Consider the following 11,640-nt stretch of genomic DNA (forward strand, 5'->3'; position numbering starts at 1 on the left):
ACGCACACCATGGCGTACGCGAAGCATGATTTTTTTGAGATGGTGCGGCGTTCGGTATGACGGGACGCCGGCGTTCCCACAGGTCGTCGGTCAAAGCGGCGGCTGACGATGCAGCGCAAGCTGCCAATAACCAGCGAAAGACTATGAGCGAAGGCGTATACGGAGAGCAGGCAGCCGGGCGGGTGACCCATAGCCTGCTGCGACTTAGCACGGCAATGCGGAGCCAGGCGTGGGACTGGGCCGAAGGGGCAGGACTCACGCCTACCCAGGGCGAAATTCTCGTGCTGCTGATGCAGCGCAAGGGGCCGATGCGCCTCGGCGAAATCGCGCGTGAAACGGCCCTCACGGCCGCGACGACCAGCGATGCGGTGAGCACGCTCGAAACCAAGGGGCTCGTCGAAAAGCGCCGCGCGCTCGACGACGGCCGCGCACTCGCGGTGCGCCTCACTACGCGCGGCCGCACGGCGGCGAAGAAGGCGTCGCAATGGCCGGACTTCCTTTCGAAGGCAGTCGGCACGTTGAAGGCCGACGAGCAGTCCACGCTCTACCGCACGCTGCTCAAGACGGTTTATCTGCTCGAGTCGCAGGAAACCAGCCCGCAACACCGCATGTGCCTGACCTGCTCGCATTTCGAGCCGAGCAAGAACCCGAAGAAGACGCCGCATCATTGCCAGCTTCTCGGCATCGATATGGCCGATACCGATCTGCGCCTCGACTGTTCGGTGTACGAACAAGCCGACGCGACGACCCAGAAGAAGAACTGGAAGATCTTCGCGGTATAAAGCCGGCGCCACGCGGCCGTCCCGAGGGCGGCCGCGCGCGTTCGAGTCTGCTCGCGCGTCGTGCATGTGACGCGTGGTAATGCGGCGCATCCGATGGTGATCGCGACATGACGCGTGCGTGTCAGTTCGCGTAGTTCCAGTAAGTTTTTGCCACGGCGCGTTGGCGCAAACGTCGGTCAGTCGCCATGCGCGAGCGACGACGCGCACGGCGACTGACAAGCGGCCAGCTGCCGACCCGGGAATTTGCCGATGAATCGCGAAGTATTGGCTGTGCGCCATGTCTATTTCGAGGACCTCGGCAGTCTGGAGCGCGTGCTCGGCGACCGCGGACGTCCCGTGCGCTACGTCGATGTCGGCTTCGCTCGCATTGGCGCGCTCAATCCCTTGTCGGCGTCGCTCATGGTGATCCTCGGCGGCCCGATCAACGCGTGCGACGACGCACGCTATCCCACGCTCGGCCCCCTCGTCGCGATGATCGAAAAGCGCATCGCGGCGGGACTCCCCACGCTCGGCATCTGCCTCGGCGCCCAGCTCATCGCGCGCGTGCTCGGCGCGCGCGTCTATGCGGGGCCGCAGCCCGAAATCGGCTGGACGCCGCTCACGCTCACCGACGCCGGCCGCGCCTCGCCGCTGCGGCACGTGGATGGCGCCGCGACCTCCATGCTGCACTGGCATGGCGATACCTTCGATCTGCCGCACGGCGCGACGCGTCTCGCTTCCACGCCGCTCTGCGAGAACCAGGCGTTTTCGTGGGGCACCAGCGTGCTCGGTCTGCAATGCCATCCCGAAGTGCGCGCCGACCGCTTCGAGCCCTGGCTGATCGGCCATGCCGCCGAAATCGCCGCGGCGGGCGTCGACGTAAATACGCTGCGCGACGATACGGCGCGCCATGGCCCGCTTCTCGAAGCGCAGGCGAGCCGCATGTTCGGCGAATGGCTCGACGCCGTCCCGGCTAACACGGCCGCACGGCAACCCTGACACGCCTCGCTCGGCCCCGTGCCGCACGCGCTGATCGCTGTCGAGCGCGTGAAAAAGCCGCGTGCTATTCTCGGACGCTTCCGCCCAACCGTCCGTGGACCTCCCCATGAGCAAGCTTTTCACTCCGCTCGAACTGCGTGGCGTGACGCTCGCCAATCGCATCGTCGTCTCGCCGATGTGCCAGTACTCCGCCGTGCGCGGCGAAGCCACCGACTGGCACATGATCCATCTCGGGCACCTCGCGCTCTCGGGCGCCGCGATGCTCTGCATCGAAGCGACGGCGGTCGAGCCTGACGGCCGCATCACGCCGGGCGACCTCGGTCTCTGGGACGACGTGACCGAAGCCGCGCTCGAGCCCGTCATCGCCGCGATTCGCCGCCATTCGCCGATTCGCATCGCAATGCAGATTTCGCACGCTGGACGCAAGGCGTCGAGCCATGTGCCCTGGGAAGGCGGCCAGCTGATTCCGGTCGCCGAGGGCGGGTGGCTGCCGCATGCGCCGTCGGCGCTTGCGCACAAGGACGACGAGCCGCCGCCGCTCGCGCTTGATGTCGCGGGTCTGAATCGCGTGCGCGCCGCGTTCGTGGCCACGGCGCGCCGCGCCGCGCGTCTTGGCATCGACGCGCTCGAAGTGCACGCGGCGCACGGTTATCTGCTGCATCAGTTCCTCTCGCCGATCGCTAACCAGCGCAGCGACGAATACGGCGGCTCGCTCGAGAACCGCATGCGCTTTCCGCTCGAGGTGTTCGACGCCGTGCGTGCGGAGTTTCCCGCCGACCGTCCGGTCGGCGTGCGCGTTTCCGCGACCGACTGGGTCGATGGCGGCTGGACGCCCGACGACACCGTTGCGTTCGCGAACGCGCTCAAAGCGCGCGGCGCGGACTGGATCGACGTGTCGTCGGGAGGGGTGTCGCCGTTGCAGAAGATTCCGCTCGAGCCGGGCTACCAGGTGCCGTTCGCGCGCAAGGTGAAGGCCGAAACCGGCATGACCACGATTGCGGTGGGCCTCATCACCGACGCGCTGCAGGCCAACCAGATCATCGAAGACGGCGAAGCCGACATGATCGCGATGGCACGCGCGATGCTCTACGATCCGCGCTGGCCATGGCACGCGGCCGCGCAACTCGGCGCGAGCGTGAGCGCGCCGCCGCAGTACTGGCGTTCGCAGCCGCGCGAGCTGAAGAAGCTGTTTGGCGAGACGACGCTCGGCCAGCGCTGATGCCCCGCTGTTGACCCTCGTTGACCGTGTGCGCCGCGTGGTTTGCTCGGTGCATACGGGTTGAACGAAAGAGGCGCGAGCGTGTACGATGCCGTCTGTGGCGCGCCGGGCGTCGCACGAGCGCGGCGCCAATCGGCGCCGCGTTTGCGTACGGGCCGGCGCAGGAGCGGATGCAAGGCTTGATGCAATACGCCACAGACCGTCAGGCACGCTTCGCTGGAAGGCCGCGAGCGGCGTGCAAGCGGATCTGTCTCGCAGCGCTTGCCATGACCGGGGCAGTCTCCCCCAGGACTTCACAAGGATTCATTCAATGAGTGTACGCAGGATCGTCGTGCGCCAGTCGGGCGTGCACGGCAAGGGCGTGTTTGCGGCGGTCCCCATCGAGACCGGTCAGCGGCTGATCGAATACAAGGGCGAGCGCATCTCGTGGAAGGAAGCGCTGCGGCGTCATCCGCACAATCCTGCTGATCCGAATCACACGTTTTACTTCGCGCTCGACGACGGCGGCGTGATCGACGGCAAGGTGAACGGCAACAGCGCGCGCTGGATCAATCACTCGTGCGCGCCGAACTGCGAAGCCGAAGAAGTCGACGGGCACGTCTACATTCACGCGTTGCGCGATATCGCCGAGGGCGAAGAGCTGTTCTACGACTATGGCCTCGTGATCGACGCGAAGCAGACGAAGAAGCTCAAGCGCGAATACGAGTGCCGCTGCGGCGCGCGCAAGTGCCGCGGCACGATGCTCGCACCGCCCGACGGCGAGAAGCCGGCGAAGGGTGCAAAGGCTTCGAAGGGCAAGAGCAAAAAGAAGCGATAAGCGCACGCTTCGTGCGTGATACGGCACGCCGTATTGCACGCTATCGCGCAAACGACAGGGGCCGCTCATGCGGCCCCTGTCGTTTCCTTCGCGCGTGCGGATTCAGAGATCGATGCTCGCCTGCTGTGTCGGCTTCCTGTCATCCGGCGGCTGACCGGCAGCGGCCGTCTGAAAATTCGCGGTTTCGGCGGGCTCGGCATTCCGGTTGTCTTTGGCGTCCCGGGCGTCCCTGCCGGCGCCTGGCGCACGGCGATTCGCTAGCGGCACGCGCACGATGAAGCGCGCGCCGCCTTCGGGCGCATCTTCGTAATGCACGCTGCCGCGATGCAGCGCCATGATGTCGTGGACGATCGCGAGGCCGAGGCCGGCGCCGCTGTCCACGCCGCTCTCGCTCTGACCGTCGCCGCGGAAGAACCGCTTGAAGAGGTCCGCTTGTTGCGCAGCCGGCACGCCACCGCCGTTGTCCTCGACGATGATCTCGGCCATCGGTACGCCGTCGGCCGATGTCTGCGAAACGGTCACGGTGATGCGTCCGCCTTCGAGTCGCGCGGGCGGCAGGTACTTGAGCGCATTGTCGAGCAGGTTCGCGATGACCTCGTGCAGCAGCACGGGATTGCCGCGCACCATGAGCGGCGTGTCGTTCTCGGGGTCGTCGAGACGCTGGAAGCCGAGATCGACATGGCTCGCCAGCGCGCGCGGCACCCATTCGGCGCCGGTTTCGAAGGCGAGCGCGGCCATGTCGATATCGACGAAACGTGCCGCCTGCTCACCGGGCTCCGCGCGCGCGAGCGAAAGTAGCTGATTCGACAGACGCACCGCGCGATCGGCGGCCGCGCGCAGTTCCCGCACGGCGTCGCTGACCTTTTGCGGCTCGCGCGCGTTCACGGCCTGCTCGGCGTGCAGCTTCACGGCCGTGAGCGGCGTGCGCAGCTGGTGCGCGGCGTCGGCGATGAACTTGCGCTGCGCGTCGAGCGCGCTCTTCAGGCGGCCGAGCAGCGCGTTGAGCGCGCCGGTGAGCGGACGGATCTCGACCGGCACGTAGGTTTCGTCGACGGGCTCGAGCGAGGTGTGCGTCTGCCGGTTGAGCGAATCGGCGAGCGCGGTGAGCGGGTTGAGCTGCTGGTTGACCACGCGCCACACGATGACCCAGCCGGCGAGCAGCAGGAGCAGGAGCGGCATCATGATCGCGACGAGAAATTCGGCCGCGATGCGGAAACGATGGTGCACGGGTTGTCCGACTTCGACGACGATCGGATTGCCGTGCGGCTGCGACACGCGCACTTGAGCGACGCGAACGCTCACGCCCTCATACATCGTTTCGAACACGTACGCGTAGTGCATGCGGCGCACGTTGGTGCCTTGCAGCGGCAGGTTGTGGTCGCCCGCGATTTCGGTTTCACCGTTGCTGATGCGATAGACGAGATGCTCGACCGGATCGGAGAACATCGCCTGCGCGAGCGGCGGCACGGTCCTGGGCGCATCGGCGCCGGCGATCTGGATTTGGCGGGAAATCGCGGTGGCGAGATCTGCGAGGGAGCGGTCGACCACGTGCTGCGTGTACTGCCACGCAAGCCAATAGGCGATCAGGCCGCTCATGAGCGCGAGCAGCGAAAGCGGGGCGGCGAGGCGCCGCAGCAGCGTGCGCCGCAGGCTCGTTGCGGCTGGCAAGGGCATGATGGGCTTTGGGGCGAATGATGAATCGTGGGTGCGGCGGCGTGCGCCGCACGGGATCGATCCATTGTACGCGGGCCGCAGGGGAGGCGGCGCAAGTGCCAAGGACGCCAGGAGGCGCTACCGGGCACCGTCAGGCGAAAGGGGGGCGGAGCGCGCCGCCTTCTCGCCCTCGCACCGTCTTCGAGCGAGGCGGATCAAGCCGCCTGGCGGATTTCCTGAAGCAGATAGCCAAAGCCGCGCACCGTGACGATTTCGACGCGGCAGCTCTCGAGCTTCTTGCGCACGCGGTGCACGTAGACCTCGATCGCGGTGTCGCCCAGGTCGCCGCCGAAGTGCGTGAGGTGATCCTGCAGTTGCGCCTTGCTCACCACGCGGCCATGACGCAGCAGCAGCATTTCGAGCACGGCGAATTCGCGCGGCGAGAGTTCGAGCGGCTTGTCGTCGTTGAAGATGCGGCGATCGACGCCGGACAGACGCACACCGCCAAGCGACACTTCGGGGCGCGGCACGTCGCCGTGCGGTCCGCTGCGGCGCATCACGGCGCGAATGCGCGCCTCGAGTTCGGCCGGTTCGAACGGCTTGAGCATGTAGTCGTCCGCGCCCGAATTGAGGCCCTGAACGCGGTCGTTCAGTTCGTCGCGGGCGGTGAGCACGATGACGGGCGTGTGCCGGTTGCTTTGACGAAAGCGCGACAGCAGCGTCATGCCGTCGATGCCCGGCAGCCCGAGATCGAGGATCACGAGCTCATGGCGATTTTGCGTGAGGGCTTGTTCGGCGAAGATGCCGTCGTGGACCATGTCGACCGTGAAGCCGGCTTGTTCGAGGCTGGACTGGATGCCGCGTGCGATGGGGCGGTCGTCTTCGATCAGAAGGAGTCGCATGGGATTCGCTCAAGTACAATGGGTTTAGCGTTCAGGCACGCAGTTCGCGAAGCGTCGCTCGCAAGATTCGAAGCGCAGCGACTGAGCGGCGCCGCGTGCGACGGTTGCACGGTCACGATCCACATGTCCGATATTTCGATCACCGAACTCGAAGCCGCGATCAACTTCTGGCGCAACCGCTCGCCTTCGAGCGGCGACGAACTTGCGTTGTGCCAGGAGGCGAGTGCGCTCTCCAAGCCGTATGCGCTGCTGATTGTACAGCGTCGCAACGCCATATCGCCGGAACGTTTGGACCCGATCGCCCGCACTGCCTGGGAGTCTTACGTATTCTTCAAGAATAGCCTTCAAAGCTGAAGGTTTGAAGATCTGGCACCCTGCATTCTGCTTTCACGACGCGATGCGCGCTCGCCGTGCGCGCATCGCGTGTTCATGATTTGTGCGCGATTCGCAGCGCGGCTTATGCGCTGAGCGGGCCCGGTGCGATCGAATCGATGAAGCGCGCGAGTTCGATGTCGCGCGAGGTGAGGCCGTCGGCTTCGTGCGTCGAGAGCGTGATCTCCACGCGGTTGTAGACGTTGAACCACTCGGGGTGATGGTTCATTTCCTGCGCCTTGATCGCCACGCGCGTCATGAAGCCGAATGCTTCGTTGAAGTCGGCGAAGCGAAAATGGCGCTGGATCGCATCGCGGCCCGCAACGGCTTGCCAGCCGCGCAGGTCGGCGAGTTGCGATGCGCGCTCTTCGGATGTGAGTCGGTTGATCATCGTTGCACCTTTATTGAGCTTGGGGCCCGGCATGCGCCGTTAGCCGATCACCCATTTTTTCACGGATGGGGCGGGTGCGCTTGCGCACTCGTCGAGGAACGGGTGCATGCCGCGGCGCAAGGCGCCCCGCTCGAAACTTCCGCTCGTGCGTTGCCCAGACGTCTGCGTCATCGAGCCAGCCTTCGCGCGTTCCGCGCGTGATGATCGTGTCGCCGTGCAGCACGTGGCCGGCGGCATGCGGATGCGCCGCGCTGAGCGCCGACGGGTCGGCGAGGCGCGCAGCGATGCCCGTGCCGGGCGCGTCGAAGAGCTGCGCGAACGAGTCGATCAAGAAGTAAGTTTTCTGGAACGTGCCGATGCGATAGCGCATGCGCAGGGCGCGCTGGCGACGGTATAGAAGGTTCCAGACGGCGTGATCGACGGCGCCGTAGCGCTCGAACGGTTGGTCGATCGTGAAATCGGGACGGGTGGCGAGACCGGCGTCGAACTGCTCCTGCTGTTTCGCGGTGACGGCAACCATGTTTTTGAGGCTCCACTAAAGGGGCCTGCTGTCATGCAAGTGTAGAGCGGGTAGTGTGCGATAAGTACGCGAATCGGGCGAAATTCCGCTCCTATGTGCGATAATCGAGCACAGATAAGCTAAATCATGCGAATTTAATTCATGCTCGAACTCGACCATTTCGACCTGGCGCTTCTCGACGTACTGCAACGCTTTGGCCGCGCCACGCATCAGCAGCTTGGCGAGCAGGTTCCGCTGTCGCCTTCGCAGATCGGCAGGCGGCTGCAGCGCCTGGAGGCGTCGGGGGTGATCGACGGCTATCGCGTGGTGCTCCGGCCCGAAAAGCTCGGCCTTGGCGTGACCGCGTTCACGAGCCTCAAGCTCAAGCATCACGGCGATTCGATCATCGAGCAGTTCCAGCAGCAGATCGACGTGCTGCCCGAAGTGCTCGAATGCCACGCCGTGGTCGGGGACGCCGACTATTTGCTGCGCATTGTGGCGCCCGACCTGAACGCGCTCTCGACCTTCGTCATGAAAAAGCTCATGCGCGTGCCCGGCGTGGACAGCGTGCGCTCGAACATCGTGCTCACCACGTTCAAGCGCAACGGGCCGTTGCCGCTCGGGCATCTGGAACCGGGCGCGCCGGCCGCGTGAGCGGGCGCGACGCGTTAGGAGGAGAACGGGCTGCCAGGGCCCGCCATGTAGAGGCTCGACGTATCAGGCCGCGGTGGCCGTGTTGAGCAGGTCGACATACGCCACGGCGACGAGATCGCTCTCGTCCACGCCCAGCTTAGCGAAGACGGCGTGCGCTTCGGCTTCGCCGCCTTGCTCGTCATCCTCGGGGCCGAGCACCACTTCGAGCTCGACGAAGTCGCCGAGGCCGTCCACGCGATCGAGGTGAATGCGCGTGCGACCCGCCAGGTACACGTGGCGCTCCTTCGAAACGATGCCGCGCGTGGTGAGCGCCGTGGCGAGCAGCGAGTGCATCGCCTCGGCGTTGGTGACGGGGCTGCGCGTGTAGTACGAAGCCTTCGGGCCGTCGCGGTCGTCGCGCTGGTAGAAGATCAGCTCGGGCGGCGTGCCGTCGTCGAACTGGCGCAGCTTCAGACGGCCGCGCGGCACGTCATAGAAGAAGTCCTGCTGGCGAAAGATCAGCGGCGCTTCGGAGGTGAGCTCGGCAGCGCGCTCGCGCAGGGCGTCGAATTGACGGGCGCGGGCTTTGATTTCGATGTTGCGGGCCATGCAGGGCTCTCCTGTCAAACGGGAAACGAGGGAACGATGGACGAGGTCGGGAATGCGCCGCGCGGGTAGACAGGCCGGCGAGCGTGTCCAAAACGCGGAGCGGATTCCCAATCTATCAAAACTCGTGTGACAGCGCTGTTACGTGCTCACTTCAGACAAATGCACCGCGCGCCTCTCATGAGCTGGGCTCATATCGCCCACAGCGTTTCGATGGCTTTCCGCGCCGCCGCGATGGCAGGCTCGTCGCGGCGCGCGGCGAGCGCGATGAACGTGAGCTCGGTGGGCACCGTCACGCCTTCGACGATGGTGAGCCCGTGCGCATGCGCCTCGGCGATGGCCGTCGAATCGCGCGCGAGCGAGAGGCCCACGCCGGATTTCACGAGATCGAGCATCGACGGCTCCTGATCCACTTCAGCGACCTTCACGGGCTTCGCGTGCGCGGCTTCGAAGAGCCCGGTGAGCAGGCGGTTGTGCGCCGAGGCGGGCGGCGTCCAGATCCAGGGCAGCGCGGCTAGCGCGCGCCAGTCGCGCGCATCCTTCACGCGGTCCTTCCAGCCCGCGGGCGCGAGCACGCGGTACTGGAAGCGCGTGAGCGTGGTGACGTGAAAGGTCTCGGGGTCGGGCGCGGGCTGACCGATGTAATAGCCCACGTCGAGCTCGCGCGAGCGCACCTCGTCGAGCACCCAGCCCGACATGCCGTGGCGCAGCGCCGTTTCGACCCGCGGCCAGGTTTCGACGAGCTGGCGCAGAAAGCCGCCAAGGCGCAGGAACGCGGGATCGAGAATCGTGCCGATGCGTAGCCGCCCGCGCACCTCGTGCCGCAAGGCGGCCGCCGCGCGCTGCACGTCGCCGGCTGCGGCGAGCGCGCGCTCGGCGTGCGGCAGCAGCGCCTGGCCGTCGCGCGTGAGCGCGAGGCCGTGCGAGGCGCGTGTGAAGAGGGCGACGCCGAGCGTCTCCTGCAGATGCTTGATCTGCAGGCTCACGGCCGGCTGCGTGAGATGCAGATGCGAGGCCGCGCGCGTCAGATTGCCTTCACGCGCGACCGTGACGAAGGCGCGAAGCAAGGTCAGGTCCATGGCCTGATATTAAACCGCCTTATATCGCAGTTGAGCATTAATCATTGGATGGCGCCTGCGTCTCCCGATTACGCTAGCTGTCTCAAGGCTTCATCACCAAAAGAGGTGCACATGGGCGAGACACATCAGGGCGAAGCCGGCGTGCGCACGCTGACGCACTTCGTCAACGGCAAGCCGCTGGCCGGCACGAGCGACCGTTACGGCGATGTCTTTAACCCGGCCTTCGGAAAGGTGAGCGCCCGAGTGCCGCTCGCGAGCGTGGCCGAAGTCGACGCTGCCGTCGCCGCCGCGCAAGCTGCGTTTCCCGCGTGGGCCGAGACCGCGCCTGTCAAGCGCGCGCGCATTCTCTTCAAGTTCAAGGATTTGCTCGACCAGCATCACGACGAACTTGCCGGGCTGGTCACGCGCGAGCACGGCAAGGTGTTCGCCGACGCCAGGGGCGAGGTGATGCGCGGCATCGAAGTGGTCGAGTTCGCGTGCGGCATTCCGAACTTGCTGAAGACGGACTTTACCGACCAGATTGGCGGCGGTATCGACAACTGGAATTTGCGCCAGCCGCTCGGCGTCGTGGCGGGCATCACGCCGTTCAACTTCCCGATGATGGTTCCGTGCTGGATGTTCCCCATCGCGATCGCGTGCGGCAACACCTTCGTGCTCAAACCTTCTGAACGCGATCCGTCGGCGGCGCTGCGCCTTGCCGGGTTGCTCAAGGAAGCGGGCCTGCCCGACGGCGTGTTCAACGTCGTTCACGGCGACAAGGTGGCCGTCGACGCGCTGCTCGCGCATCCCGACGTCACCGCGCTTTCGTTCGTGGGCTCGACGCCCATTGCCGGGTACATCTACGCGGAAGGCACGAAGCACGGCAAGCGCGTGCAGGCGCTAGGCGGCGCGAAGAATCATCTCGTCGTGATGCCCGACGCCGATCTCGACCAGGCTGTCGACGCGCTCATAGGCGCGGCCTACGGTTCGGCCGGCGAGCGCTGCATGGCGATTTCCGTGGCCGTGGCCGTGGGCCACATCGCCGACGAACTGGTCGAGCGCCTCGCGCCGCGCGTGAAGGCGCTGAACATCGGCAGCGGCATGGACGGCGCTTCGGAAATGGGGCCGCTCGTCACGGACGCGCATCGCGAGAAGGTGCGGGGTTATATCGAAGCGGGCGTGAGCGCCGGGGCGAAGCTCGTCGTGGACGGGCGCGGCCACACGGTGGAGGGTCACGAGAACGGCTTCTTCCTGGGCGGCACGCTATTCGACGACGTGAAGACCGACATGACGATCTATCGGGAAGAGATCTTCGGCCCGGTGCTTTCGGTCGTGCGGGTGCCCGATTTCGCGAGCGCGGTCGAGCTCGTCAATGCGCACGAGTTCGCCAACGGCGTCTCGTGCTACACGTCCGACGGCGGCGTGGCGCGCACATTTTCGCGGCAGATCAAGGTGGGCATGGTGGGCATCAACGTGCCGATTCCGGTGCCGATGGCGTGGCATTCGTTCGGCGGCTGGAAACGTTCGCTCTTCGGCGATCACCATGCTTATGGCGAAGAAGGCGTGCGCTTCTATACACGCTACAAGAGCATCATGCAGCGCTGGCCGGACAGCATCGCCAAGGGCGCGGAGTTCACGATGCCGGTGGCGAAGTAGCGCAGGTTTCGCCCGGCGGGTTCACAAGGATGCCGAAGTAATGGCGACGCCGGGCGCGGCAACAGTGGCACGAA

At 65.9% G+C, this 11,640-nt stretch carries 12 protein-coding genes and 1 pseudogene; 7 read left to right on the forward strand and 6 right to left on the reverse strand.

Going from position 1 to position 11,640, the window contains the following annotated elements; genetic code table 11:
- The first annotated feature begins 143 nt into the window (after nucleotides 1–143).
- The 4 genes from BLU17_RS19395 (at nucleotide 144) to BLU17_RS19410 (ending at nucleotide 3,796) form a co-directional block, all read left to right on the forward strand.
- Nucleotides 144–782 carry a MarR family winged helix-turn-helix transcriptional regulator gene (locus BLU17_RS19395; protein WP_091999845.1) on the forward strand — a complete coding sequence of 213 codons (639 nt, stop codon included), beginning with the start codon at nucleotides 144–146 and terminating at the stop codon, nucleotides 780–782.
- A gap of 249 nt (nucleotides 783–1,031) precedes the next feature.
- On the forward strand, nucleotides 1,032–1,760 hold the full coding sequence (locus tag BLU17_RS19400) for a glutamine amidotransferase (protein WP_091999848.1): 729 nt from the start codon (nucleotides 1,032–1,034) through the stop codon (nucleotides 1,758–1,760).
- Between the two features lie 106 nt (nucleotides 1,761–1,866).
- Nucleotides 1,867–2,979 (forward strand): NADH:flavin oxidoreductase/NADH oxidase, encoded by a 1,113-nt coding sequence (locus tag BLU17_RS19405; RefSeq protein WP_091999851.1) that lies wholly within the window; start codon nucleotides 1,867–1,869, stop codon nucleotides 2,977–2,979.
- Between the two features lie 310 nt (nucleotides 2,980–3,289).
- A complete protein-coding gene (locus BLU17_RS19410; protein ID WP_091999854.1) occupies nucleotides 3,290–3,796 on the forward strand; it encodes an SET domain-containing protein in 507 nt (168 codons plus the stop codon).
- A gap of 102 nt (nucleotides 3,797–3,898) precedes the next feature.
- Here the strand turns inward: BLU17_RS19410 and BLU17_RS19415 are convergent, their stop codons facing one another.
- Nucleotides 3,899–5,470, reverse strand: a complete 1,572-nt coding sequence (locus BLU17_RS19415) for a sensor histidine kinase (protein ID WP_091999857.1) — start codon at nucleotides 5,468–5,470, stop codon at nucleotides 3,899–3,901.
- 194 nt (nucleotides 5,471–5,664) lie between these two features.
- A complete protein-coding gene (locus BLU17_RS19420; protein WP_091999860.1) occupies nucleotides 5,665–6,351 on the reverse strand; it encodes a response regulator in 687 nt (228 codons plus the stop codon).
- Between the two features lie 123 nt (nucleotides 6,352–6,474).
- Here BLU17_RS19420 and BLU17_RS19425 point away from each other — a divergent pair, with 123 nt between their 5' ends.
- Nucleotides 6,475–6,705 (forward strand): DUF3717 domain-containing protein, encoded by a 231-nt coding sequence (locus BLU17_RS19425; protein WP_092000040.1) that lies wholly within the window; start codon nucleotides 6,475–6,477, stop codon nucleotides 6,703–6,705.
- Between the two features lie 103 nt (nucleotides 6,706–6,808).
- On the opposite strand, the gene BLU17_RS19430 is transcribed toward BLU17_RS19425, so the two are convergent.
- Nucleotides 6,809–7,114, reverse strand: a complete 306-nt coding sequence (locus tag BLU17_RS19430) for a 4a-hydroxytetrahydrobiopterin dehydratase (protein ID WP_028203284.1) — start codon at nucleotides 7,112–7,114, stop codon at nucleotides 6,809–6,811.
- Nucleotides 7,115–7,487: 373 nt separating this feature from the next.
- Nucleotides 7,488–7,634: pseudogene (locus BLU17_RS34565) on the reverse strand (phenylalanine 4-monooxygenase); the annotation flags it as partial.
- A 141-nt stretch (nucleotides 7,635–7,775) separates the two neighbouring features.
- On the opposite strand from BLU17_RS34565, the gene BLU17_RS19440 reads away from it, so the two are divergent.
- Nucleotides 7,776–8,267 (forward strand): Lrp/AsnC family transcriptional regulator, encoded by a 492-nt coding sequence (locus BLU17_RS19440; RefSeq protein WP_028203286.1) that lies wholly within the window; start codon nucleotides 7,776–7,778, stop codon nucleotides 8,265–8,267.
- 63 nt (nucleotides 8,268–8,330) lie between these two features.
- Here the strand turns inward: BLU17_RS19440 and BLU17_RS19445 are convergent, their stop codons facing one another.
- Nucleotides 8,331–8,855, reverse strand: coding sequence for a class IV adenylate cyclase (locus BLU17_RS19445; RefSeq protein ID WP_091999865.1), 525 nt, complete (start codon nucleotides 8,853–8,855; stop codon nucleotides 8,331–8,333).
- A gap of 188 nt (nucleotides 8,856–9,043) precedes the next feature.
- The gene (locus BLU17_RS19450; protein ID WP_091999868.1) at nucleotides 9,044–9,931 is read right to left on the reverse strand and encodes a LysR family transcriptional regulator; all 888 of its coding nucleotides are present in this window, start codon (nucleotides 9,929–9,931) and stop codon (nucleotides 9,044–9,046) included.
- 111 nt (nucleotides 9,932–10,042) lie between these two features.
- Between BLU17_RS19450 and BLU17_RS19455 the strand changes: the two genes are divergently transcribed.
- A complete protein-coding gene (locus BLU17_RS19455) occupies nucleotides 10,043–11,566 on the forward strand; it encodes a CoA-acylating methylmalonate-semialdehyde dehydrogenase (protein WP_091999869.1) in 1,524 nt (507 codons plus the stop codon).
- Nucleotides 11,567–11,640: the final 74 nt, after the last annotated feature.

Source organism: Paraburkholderia lycopersici, assembly GCF_900096975.1.
In the GTDB taxonomy this organism is placed as follows: Bacteria; Pseudomonadota; Gammaproteobacteria; order Burkholderiales; family Burkholderiaceae; genus Paraburkholderia; species Paraburkholderia lycopersici.

Bases quoted from the DNA above. Each gene is read 5' to 3' on its own strand.
- BLU17_RS19395 (WP_091999845.1), top strand. From the start codon at position 144: ATGAGCGAAGGCGTATACGGAGAGCAGGCAGCCGGGCGGGTGACCCAT.
- BLU17_RS19400 (WP_091999848.1), top strand. From the start codon at position 1,032: ATGAATCGCGAAGTATTGGCTGTGCGCCATGTCTATTTCGAGGACCTC.
- BLU17_RS19405 (WP_091999851.1), top strand. From the start codon at position 1,867: ATGAGCAAGCTTTTCACTCCGCTCGAACTGCGTGGCGTGACGCTCGCC.
- BLU17_RS19410 (WP_091999854.1), top strand. From the start codon at position 3,290: ATGAGTGTACGCAGGATCGTCGTGCGCCAGTCGGGCGTGCACGGCAAG.
- BLU17_RS19415 (WP_091999857.1), bottom strand. From the start codon at position 5,470: ATGCCCTTGCCAGCCGCAACGAGCCTGCGGCGCACGCTGCTGCGGCGC.
- BLU17_RS19420 (WP_091999860.1), bottom strand. From the start codon at position 6,351: ATGCGACTCCTTCTGATCGAAGACGACCGCCCCATCGCACGCGGCATC.
- BLU17_RS19425 (WP_092000040.1), top strand. From the start codon at position 6,475: ATGTCCGATATTTCGATCACCGAACTCGAAGCCGCGATCAACTTCTGG.
- BLU17_RS19430 (WP_028203284.1), bottom strand. From the start codon at position 7,114: ATGATCAACCGACTCACATCCGAAGAGCGCGCATCGCAACTCGCCGAC.
- BLU17_RS19440 (WP_028203286.1), top strand. From the start codon at position 7,776: ATGCTCGAACTCGACCATTTCGACCTGGCGCTTCTCGACGTACTGCAA.
- BLU17_RS19445 (WP_091999865.1), bottom strand. From the start codon at position 8,855: ATGGCCCGCAACATCGAAATCAAAGCCCGCGCCCGTCAATTCGACGCC.
- BLU17_RS19450 (WP_091999868.1), bottom strand. From the start codon at position 9,931: ATGGACCTGACCTTGCTTCGCGCCTTCGTCACGGTCGCGCGTGAAGGC.
- BLU17_RS19455 (WP_091999869.1), top strand. From the start codon at position 10,043: ATGGGCGAGACACATCAGGGCGAAGCCGGCGTGCGCACGCTGACGCAC.